A 25,249-nucleotide genomic window follows, 5' to 3' on the forward strand; every position below is an offset into this window, starting at 1 on the left:
GATGGAACTCGCCGGACAGGCAGCCCTGTTGGCCACCTGGGAGGCCGGGCTGGCGGCGGGCCGCAGCGGGCGGGCCCTGCTGCTGCACACCGTCGCCCGCCCCGGGGCGGGGACGGCGGAGCTGCTGGCCGTACCGCTCGGCGAGCGGGACGCCGAACTGTTCGGCCTGCGTGTGGAGTTGTTCGGCGAGCAGCTGAACGTGCGGGCCGGCTGCCCGGGTTGTGCGGAGGAGATGGAGTTCGCCTTCGACGCCCGGCAGTTGGCCGGTTCGGCGGTGTCGGGCGGTACCGGGAAGTCGGGTGGCGCTGCGGAGTCGGGCGGTATCGCGAAGTCAGGTGGCGCCGCGGAGTCGGGCGACGGCGCCCGGCCGGGCCGAGCCGGGCCGCTGCGGGTGGAACTGGACGGCTGGCGGGTCGGCTTCCGGCTGCCCACCGCCGGTGACGTGGCAGCCGCCGAACAGGCCCCCGCGGGCCGGGGCAGGGCCGTCCTGCTGGAGCGGTGCGTGCTGACCGCCGAGCACGGCGGGGAGCCGGTGGCCGCCCGGCAACTCCCCGAACCGGTCCAACGGCGCATCGCCGAGACCGCCGCCGCGGCCGACCCGTGCGCGGACGTCCGGCTGAACCTCAGCTGCCCCGAGTGCGGCCGGCAGGTCCTCGCCGAGCTGGACATCGCCTCCTACCTCTGGGAGGAGCTGGACGACTGGGCCCGGGCGACCCTGCTCGACGTCCATCTCCTGGCCACCGCCTACGGCTGGAGCGAGGCGGAGATCCTGGCGCTCAGCCCGCTGCGGCGCCGCTACTACCTGGAGCTGTGTGCAGATGCCTGACCACTTCGACCGCCTGGTCGCGAAGGGCGCCCGGAACCGGGCCGGGTCCGGGTCCGACGCCGGGCCCGAGGCCGTGGTGCGCGTGCGGCCGCGCCTGCCCGGGCCCTTCGAACGGATCGACGGTCTCGGTCCGGCCCGGCCGGACGTCGACGGGGAGTCGGCCGCCCCGGACCGGCCGGACGTGCGGCCGGCTGCCGCGCCGCTCCCCCGGCCGACGGCGGTACCGCGTCCGGCCCCGATCGAGGGAGCGCCCCGAACGGCGGCCCACGACGACCGGCCGGCGGCCGCGCCCGTCCTTCCGCCGCCACGCACGCCGCTGCTGGTCGCGCCGCCGATCGCCCCCGCCGCCGCGCCGGCCGTCGAGCCGGTGGTGCGGGCCCGGGCCGCCCGCCCGGCGGCCCCGCCGGCCGGCACCGCGCCGCCCGGCACCGCACCGTCCCGGACGGCCGCCCCCCGGGCTGCCGGGGTACCGCCCGTACCGGTTCGGCCCGCCGTCGCACCGGCGTCCGGACGGCGGGCCGCCCTGGCGGCAGCCCTGGGCCACGCGCCCGGGAGCGGGGACCGCGGGCGGCAGCGGCCCGTCGAGCGGGTGGTGCGGGTCCAGATCGGGCGGGTCGAGGTCAGGGCCGCCGAGCGCACCCCGGTCGGGCCGCGCAGGCCGGCGGCGGCCCGCCCGGCCCCGGCCGTCGACCTGGACAGGTACCTCAACCGGGAGCCGTCATGACCGGGCGGGTGGGCGCGTCGAGGGAGCGGACACCATGAGCAACCACCTCGCGATCGCGACCGTGAGCGAGGCGCTGCGGCTGCTCATCACCCGCGCGCTCTCGCCCGACATCCCCTTCGCGGTCGAGGTCGGCGTCCGCAGGCCGCTCACCGAGCCGCCCGCCGACCCGACCGTCACCGTCTTCCTGTACCAGGTCACGCCCAACGCCGCGCTGCGCAACCGCGACGCGCCCACCCGCGCGACGGACGGCACCGTGCTCACCCGACCGACCGCCGCCCTCGACCTGCACTACCTGATCAGCTGCTACGGCGAGGAGACCCAGCTGGTCGGGCAGCGACTGCTCGGCTGCGTGGTCCGGGCGCTGACCGAACAGCCGGTGCTGTCACGGCAGTTGATCGACGAGGCGACTGCCCAGCCGTACCTGGTCGGGGCGGACCTGGCCGCCTCGCCGCAGCGCGTGCGCTTCACCCCCACCACGATGGACCTCGAGGAGCTGTCCAAGCTGTGGAGCACCCTGCTCCAGACGCCGTACGCGCTGTCCGTGGTCTACCAGGCCACCGCCGTCCTCGTGGAGGGCAGGACCGACCCGGTGGCCGGCAAGCCGGTGCTGCGCCGTACGGTGCGGGCCGTGCCGTCCCGCGGTCCGGTCGTCGATCGGGTGCTCTCCCGGCCGGCCGGGTCCGCGGGCGCCCCCGAGGACGGGCCGGTGACCAAGGACCGGGAGCTGGTGGTGGAGGGCTCCGGCCTGCGCGCGGACCTGGTCGTGGCCCGGCTCGGCGAGCGGCGGGTGGCGGTCGACCCCGGTGGCGTCCGGGACGACCGGCTGGTCGTCGCCGTACCGGAGGACCTGCCGCCCGGGGTGTACCAGGTGCAGGTGCTGCACGGACTGGCGCTGGACGGCCGGCCCGCCGCCGACCACCTCGCCGTGGAGTCCAACGCGCAGACCTTCGCCCGGCAACCGCGGATCGTCGCGCCGATCGGCACGGCGGGCCGCACGGACGGACCGGCCGGGGTGTCGGCCCGGCTGGACGTCCGACTGGACCTGCCGCTCCGGGACGACCAGCAGGTCCTGCTGCTGCTGGACGAGTTGCACCCGCCCGCCGGACGGCCGGGGGCCAGCCACCAGTTCCGCGCGCCCGCGCCGCCGCAGCCGCGCACCGACCCGTTCACGGTCCGGGTGCCGGTCGTCGGCGTCCGCCCGACGACGTACCTGGCCCGGGTCCAAGTGGACGGCGTGCCGAGCGAGTTGACGGTTTCCGGGGACGGGTCCTTCGCCGGGCCCGTCGTGGACCTGACGCACTGACCGCAGGACGGGGGAGAGATGAGCACGCGCCGGAGGCAGGGCCGCGACGGCCCGGCGGACGATGCGCACCTGCGGTCGCTGTCGGCCGCGGTCGCCGCCGTCCTCGAACGGCTCGACGCGCACGCGGCGGGCCGCACCGACCGGGCGGCGTCCGACGGATCCGGGCCCGCGGCGTCCGGTGAGCCCGCGGCGTCCGAAAAGCCCATGCCGTCCACCGCTGTCGGCCGCCGGGGTGGGCGCCGACCGACCGCCACCGCCCTGGACGCGCTCAGCGCCTCCTTCGGACTCACCCCGTTCGAGCGCGACGTCCTCGTGCTGGCCGCCGCCCCCGTGATCGACCCCACCGCCGCCGCCCGCTGCGCCGCGGCGGGCGGCGACCCCGGGCGCGCGTACCCGTCCTTCTCGCTCGCCCTCGCCGCCCTGGACCAGCCGCACTGGAGCGCGCTCACCCCGGTGGCCCCGCTGCGCCGCTTCCGGCTGGTCGAACTGGACGACGAGACGGCGCTCACCGCCTCCCGGCTGCGGATCGACGAGCGGGTGCTGCACTTCCTGGTCGGTGTGCCGTACCTCGACGTGCGGCTGCACGGGCTGCTCACCCGGGTCGGACCGCCCGGCGAACTGCCCGACCCGCACGAGCGGTGCGCGGCCGAGCTGGCACACGGGTGGACCGCGGCCGGGCTGTCCGGCCCGCCGCACACCGAACTGACCGGCGCCGACCGCCGTACCCGCTGGGAGATCGCGGCGGCGGCGGCCCACCGCGCCGGGCTCGGCCTCTACGCCGCACACCGCGAGGACCTGCCCACCGAGCCCGCCGAGCGCGAGCAACTCGCCCGGCTGTGGCAGCGGGAGGCGATCCTGATCCCGGCCGCGCTGCTGGTCGAGGGCGGGGAGCCGGGCGGGGAGCGCCGGCCGGCCCCGAACGGGACGGAGGCCTTCCTGGCGAGCCTGGGGGTGCCGCTGGTGGTGTCCGGCGACGAGCCGCCGCCGGCGGGGGTGTCGGACCGCGCCCGGCTGACGGTGCCCGCGCTCGGCCCCGAGGAGCAGCTGGCGATCTGGGGCGCGGCGCTGGACGGTGCACCGGGCGTCACCGAGGGCGAACTCCGGGCGCTGGCCGCGCAGTTCTCCCTGCCCGGCCATGTGATCCGTTCGGCCGCGGCGACGGCCCGGCGGGCGGCCGAGGACGGCCGGGGCGTCAGCCCACTGGCGTGGCAGGCCGGACTGGTGGAGGCCCGGATGTCCCTGGACGAGCTGGGCCGGCGGGTCGAGCCGCGCGCCGACTGGGAGGACCTGGTGCTGGAGGAGCGCCAGCGCGCGACGCTGCGCGAGATCGTCGCCCACGTCCGCCGTCGCGGCACGGTCTACCAGGAGTGGGGGTTCGAGTCCGTGCTGCGCCGGGGTCTCGGCGTCACCGCGCTGTTCGCCGGCGGGTCGGGCACCGGGAAGACGCTGGCGGCCGAGGTCGTCGCCGGACAGCTCGGCGTGGACCTGTTCGTCATCGACCTCTCCCAGGTCGTCAGCAAGTACATCGGCGAGACCGAGAAGAACCTCCGACGGGTCTTCGACGCGGCCGAACGCGGCGGCGCGCTGCTGCTGTTCGACGAGGCCGACGCGCTGTTCGGCAAGCGCAGCGAGATCAAGGACAGCCACGACCGCTACGCCAACCTCGAGGTCAGCTACCTGCTGATGAGGATGGAGGCCTACCGGGGCCTGGCCGTGCTCACCACCAACATGAAGAAGGCGCTGGACCCGGCGTTCATGCGGCGGATCAGGTTCGTGGTCGACTTCCCGTTCCCCGGGGTGCCGGAGCGCGCCGAGATCTGGCGGCGGGTCATCCCCGAGCAGACCCCCAGCGAGGGCATCGATCCGCAGCGGCTCGCCCAGCTCACGGTGGCCGGCGGCTCCATCCGCAACATCGCGCTGTCCGCCGCCTTCCAGGCCGCCGACGAGGGCTGCCCGATGCAGATGCGGCACCTGCTGGCCGCCGCGCGCACCGAGTACCTGAAGCTGGAGCGCTCACTGACGCCCTCGGAGGTCGGCGGATGGATCTGACCGAGGGGGCGGAGACGGGGCGGCAGGGCACCGGGCGTGAGGGCATCGGGCGTGAGGGCGCCGGGCGTGAGGGCATCGGGTGGAGCGACACCGGCCTGGGGAACACCGGGCGGATCGAGGTCGAGATCGGCGAACTGGTCCTCGACGGCTTCGCGCGGATCGACCACGACCGGCTGGCGGCGGCGTTCCGGAGCGAACTGACCCGCCTGGTCGAGGCGCGCGGCGTGCCGCTCGCGGTCGGCGGCGACCGCACGCTGGACGTGCTCTCCGGGCTGCCGCCGCTGCCGGCGGGCGTCTCACCGCAGCGGCTCGGCGAGGCCCTCGCCCGCGCCGTGCACAGCGGGCTGTCCGGGCCGTCAGGGCGATCCGGGCGATCCGGCGGTGCCCGGCCGCCGGGACGGGGGCGGACATGACGCGACCCACCGCCACCGCGAAGGACTCCGCGCCGGACACCAAGCAGGGCGCGGCCCGGCGCAGGACGCGGACGCCGAAGGCCCGTACGCCCGAGCCGAAGGAGATCGTCTCCGGCGCCGGCCAGCCGCTCGACCCGGGCGTGCGGCGGGAGTTGGAGGCGCGGCTCGGACACGACCTCAGCCGGGTCCGGGTGCACACCGACCGGGACTCCGCCGCGCTGACCGAGCTGATCGGCGCGGACGCCGTCGCCGTCGGCCCGGACCTCTTCTTCGGCGAGGGCAAGTACCGGCCGGCCGCCGAGGACGGCCGACGGCTGCTCACCCACGAGCTGCTGCACACCGTCCAGGCCCCGGACCCGCTCGGCGCGCTGCGGGCCGGCCGTGACCTGGGCGCGGTCAGCCTGCCGCTGGACGCGATCGAACGGGAGGCGGAGTACGGCGCACGCGCCGACCGGCCGACGGCGGCGACGCCGACTACCACGCCGGGTGCCACACCGGGCTGGCTCCGCTACGCGACCGTCGACGCCGACCGGTTCCGCACCGAGCGGCTCGACCCGGCCACCCTGGTCGAGCGGCTGGCGGCCGGCATCCTGCGCTCGCTGCGCGGCGACCCGACCGACTCCTCCGGCAGGGTACGCCTGCAACTCGCGCGCTTCGCACCCGAGTTGCAGGAATCCGTGCTCGCACGCCTGGCGGACCGGATGCCCTCCTCGGACTACACCCGGGTGCTGGAGCTGGTCGAGGCCGCCGAGCACCGCCCGGCCGACATCGACGGCGCCCAGACGCCCGAGCCGGTCACCGGCGCCGCCGAGCGGACCGGCGACGAACGGAGCGGCGACGAGCGGGCCGGCGACGGGAGGACCGACGAGCCCGGGCAGGCGCGGGACCGGCAGCCGGACCAGGAGGCGGACCGGCCGGACGGCCCGAAGGGACGGCGCAAGCACCCCAAGGGCCAGGACGGCAAGGGCCGGGACGACGAAGCGGGCACCGAGCGGGGCCCGAAGCAGCAGGAGGAACAGCAAGCACCGCCCGCGGACGGCAAGGACGAGCGGGCGCCGCAGAGTACACCGGAGAGTACGCCACAGAGTGCAGCACCGACGGGGCAGCCCGAGGCCGCCCCGGAGGCGTCCGCAGCGGCTCCCGGGACGGCATCGGAGGCACCCGCCGCGGCGGAGGAGGCGGGCCGGGCAGGGGACGCCCCCGTGACCGGGGCGCCCGAAGCCGGGCAGCCGGACGCCGCCGCCCAGCCCTCGGCCGGTACGACCCCGAAGGAGCCGGCCGCCCTCCCACCGCCGCAGCCCGCGCCCGTCAAACCCGAGCGCCTGGACGCGATCGCGCAGGCCCCGGACAGCCCGCTCACCCGGCACGGACTGCTCAAGGACGACCAAGCGCAGGGCGAACCCCGGGACGAGGAACGGCCGTTGGGCATGGAGCCCGGCGCGGAGGCCGAGGTCCACGACACCGCCGACGCGGACCGGGAGCAGCCGCCGCAGTCGGCCGCCGCCGAGCCGGAGCTGGGGCCCGCCGACTTCCTGCCCACGTCGGACCTCGACGTGTCCGCCGTCCCGACCGTCGACCGGATCCCGCAGTCGGCGGACGGCGCGACCGGCGCGAACGCCGAGGCGCCGGCGTTCCCCGAGCCGCCCGCGACCAAGGCCGAGGCGGTCCAGGAGGAGCGGGCGAGCCGACCGGAGAGCGACGAGGAGCCGGCGGCCTCACCCGAGCCTGCCCCCGCCGCGGACGCCGGGACGGCAGGGACTGCAGGGACGGCAGGGACGGCAGGGCCCGCCGGGCAGGCTGCGGAGGCCGTGGAGGCCGAAAACCGCGGCAGCCGTGACCTCCAGCCGGAACAGCCGGTCGAGCAGGAGGTGGGTCCCGATCCGGCCCAGGGCCACGCTGCCGCTCCTGCTGCGGCTCCGGCCCCGGAGCCGCAGGCGGAGCCGGACCCGCAGCAGGAGCCGCAGGAGCAGCAGCCGGAAGAGCCCGCCGCCGAGGCGCGGGACTCCGAGAAGCCGAGCGCCCGGGAGCGTACCGCCGCCCCCACCGGGGCGGGATCAATCGGCGCCGACGGCCCGGAGAGCGCGCCCGGGGCCGAGCCCGACACCGCGCCGTCCACCTCCGCGCCGTCCGACGCCGCCGCACCGTCCGACGCCGCCGCCGGTCCGGCGGCCGAGCAGTCCGACGCACCGGGCGGACTCAGCGCCCAGCCCGCCCCGGACGCCTCCCTGGAGTCCGGCGGCGGCTCCTGCGCGGGCCCCCAGCAGCCCACCACCGAGGCGGAGCCGGACGGTGGCGCCGGTGGTGCCGGAGGCGGCTGCGCGGCCGGGGCCGGGGGCGGCGCGGCCGGAGCCCCCGCCGAGCGGCAGGAGAAACCGGCCCCGCCCGACGTCTCCGGCCAGGACCCCCAGGGCGCACTCGCCACCGCCGCGAGCCTGCCGCCCGATCAGATGGCCGCCACGCTGGACGGCGTGGACGGTTCGGTGGACCGTACGGTCGGCGAGCAGCACGCCCGGCTGCAGGCGGCCCCGCCCGCCGTCCAGCGCCCGTCCGGGGCCCCGCAGACCCAGTCCGGGCCGCCCGAGGCCGCGCCGCCGGCCGAGGCGGTGACGGAGCGGCTGGAGCGGGTCGGTCCGGAGGGCGCGGACGGCGGGCAGCAGCAGGCCGAGCAGAAGAAGGTCGGGGGCCGCAACCCCGCCGACCGGGTCGCCGATCCCCACGTCGCCGACGACGCGAGCGGCCAGGTCTCGGCGCAGGAGGTGCAGCAGGTCCAGGGGGCCGTCGACGGGGTGCCCTCGACCGACCCGGCGCTGAACACCACCGTCGGCCCGGCCCCCAGGGTCGAACTGACCGGCGAGAGCGACCCGGCGCGCACCGACCGGCAGGCGGCGAAGCTCAAGGACAGCTCCGCCAGGATCCTCGGCGTCGGCCGGGAGGACGCCGCCAAGCCGATGGGCGAGGACCGGATCTACCCGGACGTGCCGAAGGAGACCCTCACCGCCTCCGTACCGGGCGGCGGCCGCGGGCGCGGGGGCGCCGGCGCCGGCGCCGGACGCGCGGCCGACACCAAGCCGGGCATCGGCATCGTCACCCAGCAGGAGCGCGGGCCGCAGATCCAGGCCGCCGTCGGTGAGGGCCAGGGCCGGCTGGGCTCCGAGCAGGCCAAGCAGAAGCAGGGCGAGGCCGACGCGCGTCGGCAGAACCAGGCCGAGATCGACCAGGCGGTGGCCGACGACGCCCAGGCCCAGGCCGGCGAGCGGGGCGACGCCGCGGAGAAGGTCAGGGCCGAGCGCGAGCAGTGGCGCACCGAGCAGGACCAGAAGGTCTCCGGCGCGGACCAGGACGCCGACGCCGAGCACAAGGACAAGACCGGGCGGATCGACGGGAAGCGGACCGAGGCCGACAAGGACGTCCAGGACCGTCAGCAGCAGGACAACCAGAAGATCCAGGACAAGCGGAAGGAGGCCGAGGAGAAGGCGCAGAAGGAGAAGGACCGCAAGAAGGAGGAGTCCGAGGGCTGGTGGGGCTGGGTCAAGTCCAAGGTCAAGGCGGCCTTCGACGCGCTGGTCGAGGCGGTCACCAAGGTCTTCGACTACTTCCGCGGCCTGATCAACGACATCATCGACGGCTTCCGCAAGTTCGCGAACTGGGCGATCGACCAGGCGCGGAAGTTCGTCGTCGACCTGATCGACAAGCTCGCGGACGCGCTGATCAAGATCTGCGACGTGCTGCTGGCGGCCTTCCCCGAGCTGCGGGACAAGTTCCGCAGGAAGATCGAGGAGTGGCGCGACAAGGCCGTCGCCAAGGTCAACGAGTGGGCCGACAAGCTGAAGAACGCCGTCAACAAGCTGCTCGACGCGCTGGCGGCCGGGCTGAACGCACTGCTGGACGCGCTGGAGGCGGGGCTGAAGGCCGCCATCGAGGCCGTCCGCAAAGCGGTGATGGACGCCATCGACTTCGTGCAGAAGGCGATCGCGGTGTTCGGCGAGTTCGCGGCGCTGATCGGCGACATCGCCCCCGACCCGGGCGGGTGGCTGAAGAAGCTCGGCACCGCGGCGATCGACGGCATCCAGCACTACCTGTGGGGCGCGATCAAGAGCGCGGTGAAGCAGTGGTTCAACGACAAGGTGGAGTCGGTCGTCGGCCTGACCTCCACCATCGTCAACGTCCTGGTCAAGGGCTGCATCTCGATGGCCCAGATCGGACGGATGGCCTGGCAGGCGATCGTGGCGGCGCTGCCCGGAATGATCGTCTCGATCGTCGTCGAGAAGCTGGTGTCGATGATCGTGCCGGCGGCCGGTGCGATCATGGCCGTCATCCAGGGCCTGGTCGCGGCGTGGAACACCATCAGCAGGATCATCGCCGCGATCGGGAAGTTCGTCGCCTTCCTCAAGGCCGTCAAGTCCGGATCGGCCGCCTGCCTGTTCGCCGACGCGGTCGCGGCGGGCGTGGTCGCACTGCTCGACTTCATCTCCAACTTCCTGCTCAGCAAGCTCAAGGGAGCCGGGAAGGCCGTCGGCACCAAACTCAAGGGGATCGCCCAGCGGATCCTGCAGGGCCTCGCCAGGGCCGGCCGGGGCGCCCGCAAGGCGGCCGGACGGGCCGTCGACAAGGCCAGGGCGAGCCTGCGCCGGGCCACCCGGTCGCTCCGCCGGCGCCCCTCCCCCAGCCGGACCGCCACCCGCCCCGCCCGCACCGGACCCGCCCGGCACACCATCGAACACGCGAAGCGGCCGGCACTCGCCCCTGGACGCCCGCGCCGCGAGGTCACCCGCCCGAAGCCCACCCCCCGCCGCCGCCCCACCTCCCCCGTCGGCCGCGCCCTCAACGCCTCCCGCCAGACCGTCAGGGCCGCCCTCAACCGCGTCCGCACCGCCGCCCGCGCCCTCGGCCGCAAGCTCCTCCACAGCAAGCTCGGCCGCGCCCTCACCAACGGCGCCCACCGCATCCGCGACGCCTACCGCAGGCAACGCGAGCGCCTCCGCGCCTGGCAGCAGAAGCGCCGGCAACAGCGCGCCGAGCGCCGCGCCCACGAGAACTCGCCCCAGGCGAAGCAGCAGCGGCTCGACCTGATCGTCGCCCGCCTGCAGCCGCGTCTGACGCGGCTCCTCGGCAAGGGGATCCGGAGGCAGGCCCTGGGAGCGGTACTGCGGGCGCTGCGTGCCTGGTACCGGCTGACCGGGCTCGAGCTGAGCGGTCTCCCGCGGTTCGTCATCCGCGCGCTGCTGAACCCGGAGAAGGTCACGGTCGCGGGAGTGGAGCTCGATCGCACCGAACTCCTGGAATTCATCCGCACGGTGGCGGACGAGGTCCGGGGTTCGTCACGACACGTGGAGAACACGGAGGGCATCGGGTACGACCAGCAGAACAAGCGGATATCCACCGGTGACAGGATCGATTCCGTGTCCATGGCGAACAGGTTCCGCAAGCTGGCCTTCCCGGACGGGAGCTACCAGACGGTCGAGGGCCCGAACGGCGCGACCGTGGGACTCAAACAGGGGTTCAACAGTCCACGCAACCAGGTGGTTTCGCCGCACGGAAGTGCCGCCGAACGGCTCCCTCACGACTATCCGAGCATGTTCAACGGCATGTCGGGGCCGGAACAGGAGAAGATCGCCCGTGCGATGCTCGCCGATCTGGGCGGGGGCCCCGCACCGGAGGGCGCGGACGCCATCCCGGACGGCAGGCGGACGTTCCTCCACACCCTCGGTGCCGTCGAGCACAACCGGTCGCCCAGCGACGTGGTCTACCGGGCGATGGCCTACAAGGTCGCCACCGAGGATTCCGGCAAGTTCGACAAGAAGCGGCGCGCCGCCGGAATGACCAACCTGGACGAAGCCGTCAACAAACTGCCGCTGGCACCGAAGGGGGCGCAGAGTGAGGCCCGCCAGCTCGATCTCGCCCTCAAGTTCAAGGAGTTGAAGTCCTCGACCAGCGACTCGGACGTGCTCGCCCGACGCATGCAGGCGCTCGCCGCGCAGGAGGGGCTCGGCCCGGCCGAGCTCCAGCAGCTGACAGGCGTCAGCCAGGCCCGCTTCCTCACGAACCAGGGGATACCGGCCAAGAGGCGCAAGGAGGTTCGGACCGTGATGAACAACAAGAACGCGTCCGAGGAAGACCGGGCGAAGGCACACGCCGAGATGGAGTCCTGGAAGCAGGCCTACGTCCAACACGCCTGGGGCGAGGCCGCCCGGACGGGAGAAGTGAGGACCACGCGCAAGGCCGACGCCATGGCCGAACGCGAGGTGGCGTTCCTCAAGGCCTGGGCCGCGACGCTCGAGCTCGACTTCGCGGGCAGCGAGGGCAAGGAGAGACTGTTCGCGCACATCCGGGCTCACATCTACGAGATTTACGGCCTGTGAGGCCTGGAACGCACCGAATTGGAGGGTGGATGACCACCGGACGACACACGGGTCGGCGCTTGATTCTCCACGATTCCGTGGACAACGCCGAGATCCGGGCCTTCGCCGAGGCCGATGGATGGACCTACGAGGGGGACATCGCCCGGGATCCGGAGACCCAGGCCCACTACGAGGCGAAGTGGTCACTGCCCGGCGGCCTGTCGGCGCACTACGTCGCGGACGAGTTCGTCGACGCCCGGTACATGGTCGTCGCCGGTGACGACCGTGCGCGGGTCCAGGAGGCGTCAGCGCGGCTGGAGGCCGCGCTGGACTTCTGGAGCGTCGACGACCTGGAGACCAACTTCGACGTGTGCGTCTACCCGATCGAGCAGGCGAGGTCCGTGTTGCTCCTGGGCGCCGGATCCCCGAAGCGGGCGGTGGGCTCCGTGGTCATGCGCGTCCTGGAGGCGGTCCGGCACAAGGATCCCAGGGTCCGTCGAGCCGCGGTTCAAGCCATGGTGTACTCCGAGTGGCCCGAATACCGGGAGCCGCTGGCGGACGTGGTCGCCCACGACGCGGACCCCGAGGTCGTCCGCGAGGCGGGGATCGCCCTTCGGCTGCTGGAGGAGCCGGCCCGGCCGGAGGACGACTCCTGATGGCCGGGTACGCGGACGCCCCCAGGCCGATCAGGGCCGGGCTGGTCATCGTCGACGCGTTGCGGGGGACGCCGCAGCGGGTGGTCGTGCTGCAGTTCAATCCGGACAGTCTGGAGCGGTCGTTGGCTCCGCAGGTGGCGGGGGCGGACGGGAGCGGGGACCGGACGGAGGCGTTGCGGTTGAAGGGGCCGGCGGTGGAGACGTGGAAGTTCACCGCGGAGCTGGACGCGACGGACCAGTTGGACGTGCCGGCGCCGAACGGCATCCATCCGCAGTTGGCCGCCCTGGAGTTGCTGGCGCAGCCGGCCAGTTCGCAGCTGCGGGCGAACCAGGCGCTGGCCGCGGTGGGGACGCTGGAGATCACGCCGGTCGAGGCGCCGCTCACGCTGTTCACCTGGGGCGGCAAGCGGATCCTGCCCGTGCGGTTGACCGAACTCACCATCACCGAGGAGGCGTTCGACATCGACCTGAACCCGATCAGGGCCACCGTCGCCATCGGCCTGCGCGTCCTGACCGTCAACGACCTGCCGGCCGGGCACCGCGGTGCCGAGCTCTACCTGGCGCACCTGGTGCAGAAGGAGCGGCTGGTGGGCACCGCGGCCGACGGGCGGCTGAGCGCGCTCGGACTGGGCGGGGGGCTGTGATGACCGTCGACCAGCCGCTGAACGCGCTGCCCGCGCCCTCGCCGTACCCGCCGACCAGCCGGTACCACGACGTCCCGGTCGCGCTGCACACGGAGCCGGACGGGCGGCAGGTGCCGTACCTGAGGCGGCGGTTGCTGCCGAGCCCGGACGGCCTGACCCCGCTCGCCGAGCACGTCGTCGGTGCGGGTGACCGCCCCGATCTGCTCGCGTACCGCTACCTCGGCCGCGCCGACCAGTGGTGGCGGATCGCCGACGCCAACCCGGTTCTCGATCCACGGGAGTTGACCGCGACGCCGGGCCGGCGGATCACCGTAGCGCTGCCGGGCGGGGTGCCGGGGGTGGGGAATGCCTGAGGCCTCGGCCGTCACGGGGGGCGGGTCGGTCGGGTCGATCCACCTCACCCTGCTGATGGGCCCGCAGATCCCGGTGCCGGTGCCGCAGCCGGTGACCGACGCCCTGCTGTCGGCGCAGGTCACGGTGGCGTCCGGGCAGCGCAGCGGGTTCCAGCTGGCCTTCGACCTGTCGAAGCGGGGGCTGATCAACACCGCGCTGCTGCCGGGCGGCTTCTTCGATCCGAAGATCAGGGTCGTGCTGATGGTGGTCGTCTCGGGCACCCCGAGCGTGCTGATGGACGGTGTGATCATCCGCCAGGAGGTCGGCATCAGCAACCAGCCCGGCCAGTCCACGCTCACCGTCACCGGCGAGGACCTGACGGTGCTGATGGACCTGGAGGAGCAGGCCGGCGTGCCCTTCCCGGCGATGTCCCCGGCGGCCCGGGTCGCCGCGATCATCGGAAAGTACGGGCAGTACGGCATCGTGCCGCTGGTCATCCCCGAGCTGGTGCCGCAGACGCCGATGCCCACCCGGCGGATCGACTTCCAGAAGGGCACCGACCTCGGGTACGTCAACGAGCTGGCGAAGGCCAACGGCTACGTGTTCTACCTCGACCCCGGCCCGGTCCCCGGGACGAGCCGCGCCTACTGGGGGCCGGAGAACCGGCTCGGCGTCCCGCAGCACGCGCTGAACGTCAACATGGACGGGCTGTCCAACGTCGACCAGCTGACCTTCGCCCTCGACGGGACCGCCCGCGAGGAGCCGGAGGCCCGCATCCAGCTGCCCGCGACCAAGGTCTCCGCGATCCTGCCGGTGCCGGAGGTCAGCATCCTGCGCCCGCCGCTCGCGCTCAGGCCCGCGCCGGCGCTGAAGAAGAAGGTCATCGCCGACACCGCCAAGAAGGACACCTCCCAGGCCGTCGCCGAGACCATCGCCCAGGCGATGCAGTCGGCGGACGCCGTCTCGGGCTCCGGCCAGCTCGACGTCGTGCGGTACGGCCACGTCCTGCGGCCGCGCGAGCTGGTCGGAGTGCGCGGCGCCGGGCTCACCTATGACGGCCTGTACTTCGTCAAGAGCGTCACCCACAACCTCAAGCGCGGCTCGTACACCCAGAACTTCACGCTGGCCCGCGAGGGCCTTATCGCCCTCCAGCCGGCCGTCGTCCCGTAGCCGTCCCCCAGCCACCCCACAGCCGCCCCGCAGCCGCCCCACAGCCGCCCCGATCGACTGCCAGGAGTTGCCAGCATGGCCGAACCGACCCGCTACCTCGGCAAGTTCCGGGGAACGGTGGTGAACAACGTCGACCCGCTCGGGATCGGCCGCATCCAGGCCCAGGTGCCCGACGTGCTGGGCGACGCCGTGTCGACCTGGGCGATGCCGTGCTTCCCGGTGGCCGGCCCGGGCATGGGGCACTACGCCGTTCCGCCGGTCGGGGCGGGCGTGTGGCTGGAGTTCGAGCAGGGCGACCAGAGCTACCCGATCTGGACGGGCTGCTGGTACGGCTCCGCCTCGGAGGTCCCGGTGGAGGCGAGGACGGGCCCGCCGGGAGCGCCGAACGCGGTGCTGGAGACCTCGGGGCGGCGGGTGATCATCCTGTCCGACGATCCGACCACGGGGATCACCCTCCGCACACCGAGCGGGGCCTCGATCGTGATCAACGACTCGGGCATCCAGATCAGCAACGGCCAGGGCGCCTCGATCTCGCTCGTCGGCGCCACCGTTTCCATCAACCAGGACGCCCTGAGCGTGACCTGACGGGGGGAGAGACTCGTGCCCGGAAATCTGCTGCACGTCAATGCGACGGTGACCTGCCCGCACGGCGCCCAGGCGACGGCCCGGCCCGCCCAGGCCCGGGTGCTGGTCGCCGGCCAGGCCGTCACCAGTACGGCCGACCCGTACACCGTGACCGGTTGTCCGTTCACCGTGGCCGGCAAACCGCAGCCCTGCGTCACGATCCACTGGGTGGTGCCGTCCGCCCGGATCCGGGTGAACGGCTCCCCCGCGCTGCCGCGGTCCGCCGTCGGGCTGTGCCAGAGCGCCGAGCAGGTCCCGCAGGGGCCGCCGATCGTGACCGTCGTCCAACAGCGGGCGGAGGGGGTATGAGCACCACGCAGCACGCCACGCACTCCGGGAACGCCGGCCGGGCCCCGCACACCGTCGACCCGGCGAGTCCGCCGCCCGGTCCGGCCCGGACGGACCTCGCGTTCCCGTTCCGGATCGACAGCCGGGGGCGCACCGCCGAGGCCGCGTACGACGACCACGTGCGGGACCTGATCGAGCAGTTGCTGTTCACCAGCCCCGGCGAGCGGGTCATGCACCCCGACTTCGGCTGCGGGCTGCTCGACCTGGTCTTCGCGCCGAACAGCCCGGAGCTGGCGGCCACCCTGCAGATGTCCGTCCAGGCGGCGCTGCAGCGGTGGCTCGGCGACGTGATCGAGGTCGTCTCGCTCGACGTGGAGAGCGAGGACGACGTGGTGCGCGTCGAGTTGGCGTACGTCGTGCGCCTGACCGGTTCGCAGCGGCAGGACGTGTTCGAGGGCGGGGTGGCGGCATGACCGGCCGATCCGAAGTGACCGGCCGTTCCGGAGCGACGGGCCGATCCGGAACGACCGACCGATCCGCGACGACCGGGCAGCCCGAACGCCCTGCGGTCCGGTGCGGGACCGAAGCGCGTCGCGCCGACGTGCGCGCGGCCCGGCTGCTGGGCCTGGACGGCGCCGAGCCGGACGACGACGGGCGCACCCTGAGCGTGACCTTCCTCGGCCGGGGCCCGGACGAGCTCGGCCCGGAGAACATCCGCGTCGACGGCGGCCGGCGGATCACCGGCCTGCGCGCCCTCGCGGTCGACATCGAGCGCGCGGACGACCCGGAGCTGGACGACCGGATGCTCGTCACCCTCGACCGGGTCGGCGACACCTCCCGCTACCGGCTGACCGTGGTCGAGGCGGACGCCTACGGCCGCCCGGGCAGCCGCCCGTACCCGGGCTTCGACCCGAGGTACGCGAGCACCGACTTCTCCTTCGGCGCCGACTGCCCCTCGCCCTACGACTGCCGCGCCGAGGAGAGCTGCCCGCCCTCCCTGCGGCCGGTCCCGGTCATCGACTACACCGCCCGCGACTACGAGAGCATGCGGCGGCTCGTGCTGGACCGGATGAGCCTCACCACCCCCGGCTGGACCGAGCGGCACCTGCCTGACCTCGGCGTCACGCTGGTCGAGCTGCTCGCCTACACCGCCGACCAACTCTCCTACCAGCAGGACGCGGTGGCCACCGAGGCCTACCTCGACACCGCCCGCCGCCGGGTGTCGGTGCGCCGGCACGTCCGGTTGATCGACTACGCCGTGCACGACGGCTGCAACGCCCGGGCGTTCGTCGCGTTGGAGACCGACCGCCACCTCACCCTGCCGCAGGGCACCTTCCGCTTCGCCGCCGTCGACGTCAGCCGGCTCGGCCCGCAGGAACGCCCGCAGCCGTCCACGGTGATCCCGGACGAGGAGTTGGACACGCTCGCCCGGACCGCCGCCGTCGAGGTGTTCGAACCGCTCGGCGGGGCGGACCTGGTGCTGCACCCCGCGCACAACACCATCCGGTTCTGGACCTGGGGCGACCAGGACTGCGTCCTGCCCGCGGGCGCGACCTCCGCCACCCTGCGCGACGACTGGCACGACGACCGGCACGGCGACCGCCCCGAGGCCGACCGACCCGAGACCGACCGGCACGGCGCGCGACCCGAAGCCGACCGACCCGAGACCGACCACCCCGCGGCCGGTCGGCCGCGGCACCGGACCCGGCGCCTGGCGCTGCGCCCCGGAGACCTGCTGGTCGTCGAGGAGGTGCTCGGCCCGCGCACCGGCGCCGCCGCCGACGCCGACCCCGCGCACCGCCAGGCCGTCCGCCTCACCTCCGTCACCCACCTGGTCGACGAGCTGTACGAGCAGCCCGTCGTCGAGGTCACCTGGGCGCCGGAGGACGCGCTCTCCTTCCCGGTCTGCCTGTCCAGCCGCGGCGGGAGCGACTGCGGCCCGATCGCCGACGTGAGCGTCGCCCGCGGCAACGTCGCCCTGGTCGACCACGGCCGCTCCCTCACGTTCTGCGGCGGCGCCCCGGAGACCTTCACGGTGCCGCCGGAGCCGGTCCGGGTCGCACCCTGCGAACCGGACGGCTGCGGCTGCGGCTGCGCGGACCGCACCGAGGGCAGCCCCGCGGCGGAGGCCGTCCACGGGCTGCTCGACCAGACCCGGGCCGGCCGCCAGCTCGGCCCTGAGCAGGTCCGCGAGCTGTACGCGCTGCTCGGCGAGCCCGCGGTGCGGCGGGCCGGGCTGGGCATCCACCTGGCGCCGGGCGCGAACGCGGAGGGCGAGGACGGCCAGGGGGCCGAGGTCGAACCGCCCACCGCCGACGCCCAGGCGGCGGCGCTGGAGACGCTGCTCGACCAGACCCGCTACCCCGTCCTGCCGCGGCCCTTCCGCCCGCTGCTGCGCCACGCCCCGGTCACCCAGGCGGCCGCCTACCCGGACCCGGCGCACGTCTGCGCCCGGCAGGCCGCCCTGCTCGCCGGCATCCCCGAGCGGGTCCGGCAGCGGCTGGAGGAGCTGTGGCACCGGGCGAGCCGCGGCCACGACCTCTCCCGCGCCGAACTCGCCGAGCTGACCGTGCTGTTCGGCGCCCAGGTGGTGCACGCACTGCGCCTCGCCGACCGGCCCGCCGCCGGGCTGCGCGAGCTGCTGGCCCGCCGCGGCCGGCTGCTCGCCGCCAAGCTGCGCCGCCTGGAGGTGCTCACCGCGCGCGCCCGCGCCGGCGGGGTGCTGCGGCGCTCCGGCGTCTGGGAGGTCGCCCAGAGCTGGGGCGCCCGGTACGCCTCCGGGCTCGCCGCCGACTCCCCCGCGCTGGCCGGCCCGGCGAGCGGCATCGCCGTCCAGGACCCGCGCGCCGCGCTGCCCGCCGTCCTGGCCGTCGTCGACGGCCAGGAGTGGACGCCCCGCCGGGACCTGCTCGCCGACGGCCCGCGGGAGCGGCACTTCGTGGGCGAGTGCGAGGACGACGGCCGTCTCGCGCTGCGCTTCGGCGACGGCCGCCACGGCCTGCCGCCCGCGCCCGGCGCGCTGCTGCGGGTCGCGTACCGGATCGGCAACGGCACGGCCGGGAACGTGGGCGCGGAGGCCATCAACCGCCTGGTGGTCTGCCAGGACGAGCCTCCCTGCCCGACGGGACGCGGCCCCGCCACCCGGCCGCGGGACGCGGTGCTGCGGGTCCGCAACCCGCTGCCCGCGACCGGCGGCGTCGAGCCCGAACCGCTCGACCAGGTACGGCAGTCGGCCCCGCTCGCGCTGAGCCGCACCCGGCTGCGCGCCGTCACGGCCGCCGACTACGCGGAGCTGGCCGCCGCTCTGCCGGGCGTCCGGCGGGCCGCCGCCGAACTGCGCTGGACCGGCAGCGTCCAGGAGGTCCACGTCGCCGTGGAGCCGTACGGGCAGGCCACGGCCGACCCCGCCCTGCTGGAGGCGGTCGGGGACGGCCTGGAGGCGTACCGGCGGATCGGCCACGACCTGGTGGTCCGCCCGGCCGTGCTGGTGCCGCTCGACCTCGAACTGCGGATCTGCGCCGCCGCCGGCCACCAACGCGGCCACGTCCTGGCCGAGTTGCGCCGCGTGCTGGGCAGCCGCGCCCTGCCGGACGGCCGCGTCGGCTTCTTCCACCCGGACGCGCTGGGCTTCGGCGACCCGGTGCGGGTCTCCCGGCTGGTGGCCGCGGCCGGCGCCGTACCGGGCGTCGTCAGCGCGCAAGTCACCCGGCTGCGGCGGCAGTTCGGGCGGGACGACGGCGAGCTGGCGGACGGGCTGCTGCGGCTCGGCGCGCTGGAGGTCGCCGCTTGCGACAACGACCCCGACCGGCCGGAGAACGGCCGGCTCTCGATCGTGATCGGAGGTGGCCGATGACCGGCCAGTGCACCTGCGGCTGCTCGGGCACCGCCACCGCGACCCCGGCCCCGCTGTTCAACCCGCCCGGGCTGGACGCCGTCGGCTACCGCGTCGGCCGCTACGGGGAGTTCCTCGACAGTCTGCTCGCGCGGCTGTCCGGCCCCGCCTACCCGGCGCTGCGCGACCTGACCGTCCGCACCCCGGACGACCCGGCGATCGCCCTGCTGGACTCCTGGGCCGTGCTCGCCGACGTGCTCACCTTCTACTCGGAGCGGATCGCCAACGAGGGCTACCTGCGCACCGCCACCGAGGAGGACTCGCTCACCCTGCTCGGCCGGCTGGTCGGCCACCGGCCCCGGCCCGGGGTGGCCGCCGACACCTACCTCGCCTACACCCTCGACCACGACCCGCGGGCCGCCGAGGACCCGACCGTGGTCGTGCCGCGCGGCGCCCGCAGCCAGAGCGTCCCCGGCCCCGGCGAGGACCCGCAGTCCTTCGAGACCGCCGAGGACCTCCCCGCCCGCTCCGCCTGGAACGAACTGGCCGTGCTGCGCCGCCGCCCCTACCAGCTGACGCCCGGCCAGCTGAACCCCGGCGGGCGCGCCGAGCTGTTCGCCGCCGGCACCGCCAACAACATCAGGCCCGGCGACCGGCTGCTGTTCGTCTTCAGCGCCGACCGCGCCGCCGACCCGGTCCACCGGGTGCTGCGGCTGGTGCCCGAGGTGCGGATCGACCGCGAGAACGACGTCACGGTGATCGGCCTGCCCCGGGACCTGCGCACCCTCAAGGACCTGCGCGCCGAACTGGCGGACTGGATCACCGTCTCCGAGAACGCCCCCAACCCCCGGCCCGGGCGCAGCCGGATCATCCGGGACTTCGACGAGCAGGTGCTGGCCCCGCTGCGCGCCGACCTCGACCTGCCGTCCGGTCCGCTGAGCACCCCGGCGGACTTCGCCGACCGGCTCGTCCCGGTGACGGACCGGGCGGCCGAGGCGGCCGAACTGGCCCGGTCCCAGCAGCCGGTGGCCGACTGGTTCGGGCGCCTCGGCGACGAACTGACCGGCCTGCGGGACCGCGCCCACCAGCTGGAGCCGCCGCAGGCCCCCGAGCGGCCCGCGCCCGGCCCGAGCGGCCCCGGAGCCGCCGACCCGGCCGTCCGCGGACTCGGCTCGCTGCTGGCGGCGCTGCGCACCGCCCCCACCAGGCCCCCGCTCAGCGGCCGGGACCTCGCGCGCGACCCCCAGCGCCTGTTCGCGCCGGGATCGGACCTCGGCGCCCAACTGCTGTCCGCGCTCGACCCCCGGCTGCGCGACGGCCTCTACCCCGCCTGGCAGCAGGTCGACCTGACGGCGCCGCTCGCCGTGCACGAGATCCAGGCGATGCGGGTGGTCGCCACCCCGTTCGGCGCCACCGCGCCGCTCAAGCCCGTCTACGGCGACGACGGCCGGATCGACCGCTACGTGGACTGGCCGCTCGCCGGCAGCACGCTGATCAGCGTCCGGGTCACCTTCGACACCACCGGCACCGTCCCGAAGACCGCCGACTTCACGTACGTCGAGGCGGGCAGCCTGGTGCACAGCGGCATCTCGCTGCCCTGGGACCACACCTTCCCGTTCGGCCCCGGACAGGTCAAGGTGGTCACCACCGAGCCGCCGCCTCCGCCGCCGCACCTGCGCGCTGCCGTGCCCGCTCCGGACGACGAACCCGGGGTCAGCGCCCGGTTCCTGGCGAAGCTGCCCGAACGCACCGTCTTCGTCTCCCGCCCGCAGGACGACGGCCGCGTCCACGTGACGGTCGACGGCGGTCCCGGCGCCGCGCTCGACTACCGACTCGACCCGGGCCAGGAGAAGACCGGTGAGTCCGGCGAGCTGAACGTCCGGGTGCACCGCTACGCCGGCACCGACCAGTCGGCGCCCGCGGTCGAGGTCGTGTTCACCACCAAGCTGCAGCCGGTCTCCGGTACGGTCCTCACCCTCGACGCGGTGTACGACCAGATCGCGCCCGGCAGTTGGGTGGTCGTCCAGCGCCCGCGCAAGGGCCTGGACGGCGGCATCCCGGGCAGCCGCGACCTCGCCGAGGTCATCACCCGGGTGACCGACGTGCGGGTGATCTCCCGCGCCGACTTCGGCATCACCGGCAAGGTGACCGAACTCTCGCTGCAACAGCCCTGGTTGGACGACAAGGACACCCAGCTCTCGGACATCAGGGACGCCACCGTCTACGCCCGCGGCGAGTCGCTGCGACTCGCCGACGAGCCCGTCACCGAGGAGGTCCACGGCGACCGGATCGAACTCGCCCGGCTCTACGACGGGTTGACCCCGGGCCGGTGGATCGCGGTCGGCGGCGAGCGGACCGACATCCCGAACACCACCGGCGTCCGGGGCACCGAACTGGCCATGATCGCCGGCGTCGAGCAGGGCGTCGACCCGCGGCTGCCCGGGGACACCGTCCGCACCACGATCACGCTCAGCGCCCGCCTCGCCCACCGCTACCGGCGCGACACCGTCCAGGTCCTCGGCAACGTGGTGCGCGCCACCCAGGGCGCCACCCGCGACGAGGCCATCGGCAGCGGCGACGCCGGCGTCCCCGGCCAGCGCTTCGCCCTCTGGCAGTCGCCGCTCACCTGGCTGGCCGCCGACACCCCCAGGGGCGCGCGGAACACCCTGGAGGTCCGGGTCGACGGGGTGCGCTGGCACGAGGTCGACAGCCTCGCCGGACGCGGACCGGACGAACGGGTCTACGTCACCGCGACCGCGGGCGACGGCCGCACCACCGTCACCTTCGGCGACGGCGTGCACGGTTCGCGCCTGCCCACCGGCCGGGAGAACGTCCGCGCCCGCTACCGGATCGGCATCGGCGAGTCGGGCAACGTCGGCGCCGGCCGGATCACCCAGCTCACCACCCGCCCGCTCGGCGTCTCCGCCGTCGTCAACCCGCTGCCCGCCACCGGCGGCGCCGGCCCGGACGGCCCCGGCCTCGCCCGGCGCAACATCCCGCTCGCCGTCACCGCCCTGGACCGGCTGGTCTCGGTGACCGACTACGAGGACTTCACCCGCTCCCGGGCCGGCATCGGGCGGGCCTGCGCCACCCGGCTCTCGGACGGCCGGCGGGAGCTCGTCCACGTCACGGTGGCCGGGGTGGACGACATCCCGCTCACCGCCGACTCCGACCTGATCCGCACCCTGCACTCCTCGCTCACCGCCTACGGCGACCCGAGGCTTCCGGTCGAGGTCGCGCTGCGCGAACCCGTCCTGCTGGTCGTCGCCCTGAGCGTGAAGGTCGACCCGGACCACTCCTGGGACCTCGTCGAACCGGCGCTGCGCCGCGCCCTGCTCGACCGCCTCGGCTACGCCGGACGCCAACTCGGCCAGAGCGCCCACCAGTCCGAGGTCCTCGCCGTCGCCCAGGCCGTCCCCGGCGTCGACCGGGTCGACGTCGACGCCTTCACGGGCGTGCCCGGCAGCCTCACCCCCGAGGGCCTTGAGCAGCTGTCCGACCTGCTCGCCCAGCCGCAGCCGACCGTCCCGGCCCGGCTCGCCCGCTTCGAGGAGCAGCGCTACCGGGTGAAGGACCCCGCCGGGGAGTCCCTCACCGACGTCGCCGCCCGGGGCGGCATCTCCGTCGCGGAGCTGCTGCGCCTCAACCCGGCCGTCACCGACACCCGCCCGCTGCCGCCCGGCCGGGTGCTGACGGTGTTCCGCGGTATCCGCCCGGCCCAACTCGCCATGCTGTCGCCGAATCTGCCCGACACGTTGATCCTCAAGGAGGTCCGCTCATGACCGACCCGAGCGGGCGGGACCCGGACGCACTGCTGGAGCTGCTGCCGCAGTGGCACCGGATGCGGGACGCCGACGCGGGTGAGCCGCTGCGCGCCCTGCTGGCCGTCATCGCCGAGCAGGTCGACGTCGTCCGCGGCGGCATCGAACAGGGCTACCGGGACTGGTTCGTGGAGACCGCCGCCGACTGGGCCGTCGCCTACCTCGGCGACCTGGTCGGCTACCGGATCCTGCCCGGCTACGAGGAGGTGCTCGCCACCGGGCTGCACGGCGGCGCCTCCCCCGAGCGGGCGGCGGCCCGCGACCGGCTCGCCGCCCGGCTGGCGCCGCGGCGCGACGTCGCGAACACCGTCGCCTACCGCCGGCGCAAGGGCACCCTGGCCCTGCTGGAGGAGCTGTCCGCCTCGGTCGCCGACTGGCCGGCCCGGGCCGTGGAACTCTCCCGGCTGCTCGGCGAGACCCAGCCGGTGCGGCTGCTGCGCCCGGACGAGGGGCCGGCCGACCGTCAGCGGCTGGGCCGGGGCCGACTGGTCGACGTTCGGCGCGGCGCCGAGCTGGACCTGCTCGGCGGGCCCTTCGACGGGCAGGCGCACACCGCCGACGTCCGCCGCGCCGCCTCCGCCCGCCGCCAGGGCGGCCGCACGCCGGCCGGTGTCGCCCTGTACGTGTGGCGGCTGAAGCCGTACCCGGTCACCCGGGCGCCGGCCTACTGCATCGACCGGGCCAGGAACCTCTTCACGTTCTCGGTCCTCGGGAACGACGCCCCGCTGGTCACCCGGCCCGAGCCGGAGCCGTCGGCCACCCACCTCGCGGCGCTGGACAACGTGCCGGCACCGATCCGGCGCCGGCAGCTGGCCGAGCGCCTGGCCGACTACTACGGGCCCGGCAAGAGCTTCGCCATCTGGCGCGACGGCGCCCAGGAGCCGGTCCCGCCCGCCGAGATCACGGTGGCCGACCTGACCGACTGGGCGTACCGGCCCAAGCGCGGCCAGGTCGCCGTCGACCCGGTGCTCGGCCGGATCGCCTTCGGCGCCCGCTCCGCCCCGCGCCGCGGCGTCTGGGTCGACTACCACTACGCGTTCGGCGACGACACCGGCGGCGGGGAGTACCCGCGCGACCGCCCGCAGGCCCCGGGACGGACGGTCTACCGGGTCGGCCCCGGCGGGCCGTACGAGCGGATCAACGACGCCTACCGGCAGTGGCGCGCCGACCAGCAGGACGGCGGCGCGGGCGGCGCCGCCGTCATCGAGATCACCCACAGCGGCGCCTACCAGGAGCAGCTGGACTTCGACCTGGAGGCCGACGACCGCCTGGAACTGCGCGCCGCCGAGGGCACCCGGCCGGTGATCCGGCTGCTCGACTGGTACAGCAACCGGCCGGACGCGCTCAACGTCCGGGGCGTTCGCCCGGGCGGGCGGCTGGTCCTGGACGGCCTGCTGGTCACCGGCCGCGGGGTCAACGTCACCGGGCCGCTCGCCTCCGTCACCCTGCGGCACTGCACCCTGGTGCCGGGCTGGTCGCTGGAGCCGCACTGCGAACCCCACTCGCCGCAGGAGCCCAGCCTCGTGCTGGACCACACCACGGCCTGTGTGCGGATCGAGCGCAGCATCGTGGGCTCGATCCAGGTCGTCGGCGACGAGGTGGACGACGACCCGCTGGAGATCCACCTCAGCGACAGCGTCCTGGACGCCACCGGGCACCGGCGGCCGGCGCTCTCCGGGCCCGAGTGCGAGCACGCCCACGCGCTGCTGCACGCCCACCGCTCCACGGTGGTCGGCGAGGTGCACACCCACGCGGTGCCGCTCGCCGAGGACTGCGTCTTCACCGGGCTGCTGCGGGTGGCCCGCCGCTCGCTCGGCTGCCTGCGGTTCTGCTACGTCCCCCCGGGCTCGCGCACCCCGCGCCGGTACGAGTGCCAGCCCGACCTGGTGCGCTCGGCGGTGACCGGGCTGGTCGAGCGCGGCGACCTGCACCCGGCGCAGGCCGCCCGGCTGCGCGACGTGGAGGCCCAGCGGGTCCGCCCGCTGTTCGCCGGCCTCCGCTACGGCACGCCCGACTACGGCCGGCTTGCAGCCGGGTGCGCGCCGGAGATCACCCGCGGCGCCGAGGACCGCTCCGAACTCGGCGCCTTCCACGACCTGTTCCAGCCCCAGCGCGAGGACAACCTGCGGGCGCGGCTGGCCGAGTACACCCCGGCCGGCACCGACGCCGGGATCTTCTTCGTCTCCTGACGCCCGACCGCTCCCGCCCGACCAATGACTGTGAGAGGG

Annotated in this window: 16 protein-coding genes; all 16 read left to right on the top strand. The window is 75.0% G+C overall.

Going from position 1 to position 25,249, the window contains the following annotated elements; genetic code table 11:
* Nucleotide 1: 1 nt before the first annotated feature.
* The 16 genes from ACWDBE_RS11455 to ACWDBE_RS11530 all read left to right on the top strand — a co-directional run bounded on the left by ACWDBE_RS11455 (nt 2) and on the right by ACWDBE_RS11530 (nt 25,210).
* Nucleotides 2-826, top strand: coding sequence for a hypothetical protein (locus tag ACWDBE_RS11455; protein ID WP_449807820.1), 825 nt, complete (start codon nt 2-4; stop codon nt 824-826).
* On the top strand, nt 819-1,550 hold the full coding sequence (locus ACWDBE_RS11460) for a hypothetical protein (protein ID WP_449807821.1): 732 nt from the start codon (nt 819-821) through the stop codon (nt 1,548-1,550). Before ACWDBE_RS11455 ends, ACWDBE_RS11460 begins: the two co-directional genes overlap by 8 nt.
* A 34-nt stretch (nt 1,551-1,584) precedes the next feature.
* Nucleotides 1,585-2,853, top strand: coding sequence for a DUF4255 domain-containing protein (locus tag ACWDBE_RS11465; RefSeq protein WP_449791692.1), 1,269 nt, complete (start codon nt 1,585-1,587; stop codon nt 2,851-2,853).
* Between the two features lie 18 nt (nt 2,854-2,871).
* On the top strand, nt 2,872-4,902 hold the full coding sequence (locus tag ACWDBE_RS11470) for an ATP-binding protein (RefSeq protein ID WP_449807822.1): 2,031 nt from the start codon (nt 2,872-2,874) through the stop codon (nt 4,900-4,902).
* Entirely contained in the window at nt 4,893-5,315 is a 423-nt protein-coding gene (locus ACWDBE_RS11475) for a hypothetical protein (RefSeq protein ID WP_449807823.1), read from the top strand. Before ACWDBE_RS11470 ends, ACWDBE_RS11475 begins: the two co-directional genes overlap by 10 nt.
* The gene (locus ACWDBE_RS11480; protein WP_449807824.1) at nt 5,312-11,674 is read left to right on the top strand and encodes an eCIS core domain-containing protein; all 6,363 of its coding nucleotides are present in this window, start codon (nt 5,312-5,314) and stop codon (nt 11,672-11,674) included. Before ACWDBE_RS11475 ends, ACWDBE_RS11480 begins: the two co-directional genes overlap by 4 nt.
* Before the next feature lie 59 nt (nt 11,675-11,733).
* A complete protein-coding gene (locus ACWDBE_RS11485; RefSeq protein ID WP_449807825.1) occupies nt 11,734-12,309 on the top strand; it encodes a HEAT repeat domain-containing protein in 576 nt (191 codons plus the stop codon).
* Nucleotides 12,309-12,953, top strand: coding sequence for a CIS tube protein (locus ACWDBE_RS11490; protein WP_449791687.1), 645 nt, complete (start codon nt 12,309-12,311; stop codon nt 12,951-12,953). The genes ACWDBE_RS11485 and ACWDBE_RS11490 overlap by 1 nt, the downstream gene beginning before the upstream one ends.
* Nucleotides 12,953-13,306 carry a hypothetical protein gene (locus tag ACWDBE_RS11495; protein WP_449791686.1) on the top strand — a complete coding sequence of 118 codons (354 nt, stop codon included), beginning with the start codon at nt 12,953-12,955 and terminating at the stop codon, nt 13,304-13,306. The genes ACWDBE_RS11490 and ACWDBE_RS11495 overlap by 1 nt, the downstream gene beginning before the upstream one ends.
* Nucleotides 13,299-14,456, top strand: a complete 1,158-nt coding sequence (locus tag ACWDBE_RS11500; RefSeq protein ID WP_449807826.1) for a hypothetical protein — start codon at nt 13,299-13,301, stop codon at nt 14,454-14,456. The genes ACWDBE_RS11495 and ACWDBE_RS11500 overlap by 8 nt, the downstream gene beginning before the upstream one ends.
* A gap of 75 nt (nt 14,457-14,531) precedes the next feature.
* A complete protein-coding gene (locus ACWDBE_RS11505; protein WP_392870840.1) occupies nt 14,532-15,041 on the top strand; it encodes a phage baseplate assembly protein V in 510 nt (169 codons plus the stop codon).
* A 15-nt stretch (nt 15,042-15,056) separates the two neighbouring features.
* Nucleotides 15,057-15,389 carry a hypothetical protein gene (locus ACWDBE_RS11510; RefSeq protein ID WP_392870837.1) on the top strand — a complete coding sequence of 111 codons (333 nt, stop codon included), beginning with the start codon at nt 15,057-15,059 and terminating at the stop codon, nt 15,387-15,389.
* Nucleotides 15,386-15,841, top strand: a complete 456-nt coding sequence (locus ACWDBE_RS11515; RefSeq protein WP_449807827.1) for a GPW/gp25 family protein — start codon at nt 15,386-15,388, stop codon at nt 15,839-15,841. Before ACWDBE_RS11510 ends, ACWDBE_RS11515 begins: the two co-directional genes overlap by 4 nt.
* Before the next feature lie 128 nt (nt 15,842-15,969).
* Nucleotides 15,970-19,221 carry a putative baseplate assembly protein gene (locus ACWDBE_RS11520; protein ID WP_449807828.1) on the top strand — a complete coding sequence of 1,084 codons (3,252 nt, stop codon included), beginning with the start codon at nt 15,970-15,972 and terminating at the stop codon, nt 19,219-19,221.
* Entirely contained in the window at nt 19,218-22,982 is a 3,765-nt protein-coding gene (locus ACWDBE_RS11525; RefSeq protein ID WP_449807829.1) for a putative baseplate assembly protein, read from the top strand. The genes ACWDBE_RS11520 and ACWDBE_RS11525 overlap by 4 nt, the downstream gene beginning before the upstream one ends.
* Nucleotides 22,979-25,210: a hypothetical protein gene (locus ACWDBE_RS11530; protein ID WP_449807830.1), complete on the top strand. Its 2,232-nt coding sequence runs from the start codon at nt 22,979-22,981 to the stop codon at nt 25,208-25,210. Before ACWDBE_RS11525 ends, ACWDBE_RS11530 begins: the two co-directional genes overlap by 4 nt.
* The last annotated feature ends 39 nt before the right edge of the window (nt 25,211-25,249 follow it).

This window comes from Kitasatospora sp. NPDC001132 (assembly GCF_053598415.1).

Bases quoted from the DNA above. Each gene is read 5' to 3' on its own strand.
- ACWDBE_RS11500 (WP_449807826.1), top strand. From the start codon at position 13,299: ATGCCTGAGGCCTCGGCCGTCACGGGGGGCGGGTCGGTCGGGTCGATC.
- ACWDBE_RS11465 (WP_449791692.1), top strand. From the start codon at position 1,585: ATGAGCAACCACCTCGCGATCGCGACCGTGAGCGAGGCGCTGCGGCTG.
- ACWDBE_RS11530 (WP_449807830.1), top strand. From the start codon at position 22,979: ATGACCGACCCGAGCGGGCGGGACCCGGACGCACTGCTGGAGCTGCTG.
- ACWDBE_RS11460 (WP_449807821.1), top strand. From the start codon at position 819: ATGCCTGACCACTTCGACCGCCTGGTCGCGAAGGGCGCCCGGAACCGG.
- ACWDBE_RS11455 (WP_449807820.1), top strand. From the start codon at position 2: ATGGAACTCGCCGGACAGGCAGCCCTGTTGGCCACCTGGGAGGCCGGG.
- ACWDBE_RS11490 (WP_449791687.1), top strand. From the start codon at position 12,309: ATGGCCGGGTACGCGGACGCCCCCAGGCCGATCAGGGCCGGGCTGGTC.
- ACWDBE_RS11505 (WP_392870840.1), top strand. From the start codon at position 14,532: ATGGCCGAACCGACCCGCTACCTCGGCAAGTTCCGGGGAACGGTGGTG.
- ACWDBE_RS11515 (WP_449807827.1), top strand. From the start codon at position 15,386: ATGAGCACCACGCAGCACGCCACGCACTCCGGGAACGCCGGCCGGGCC.
- ACWDBE_RS11470 (WP_449807822.1), top strand. From the start codon at position 2,872: ATGAGCACGCGCCGGAGGCAGGGCCGCGACGGCCCGGCGGACGATGCG.
- ACWDBE_RS11480 (WP_449807824.1), top strand. From the start codon at position 5,312: ATGACGCGACCCACCGCCACCGCGAAGGACTCCGCGCCGGACACCAAG.
- ACWDBE_RS11495 (WP_449791686.1), top strand. From the start codon at position 12,953: ATGACCGTCGACCAGCCGCTGAACGCGCTGCCCGCGCCCTCGCCGTAC.
- ACWDBE_RS11475 (WP_449807823.1), top strand. From the start codon at position 4,893: ATGGATCTGACCGAGGGGGCGGAGACGGGGCGGCAGGGCACCGGGCGT.
- ACWDBE_RS11525 (WP_449807829.1), top strand. From the start codon at position 19,218: ATGACCGGCCAGTGCACCTGCGGCTGCTCGGGCACCGCCACCGCGACC.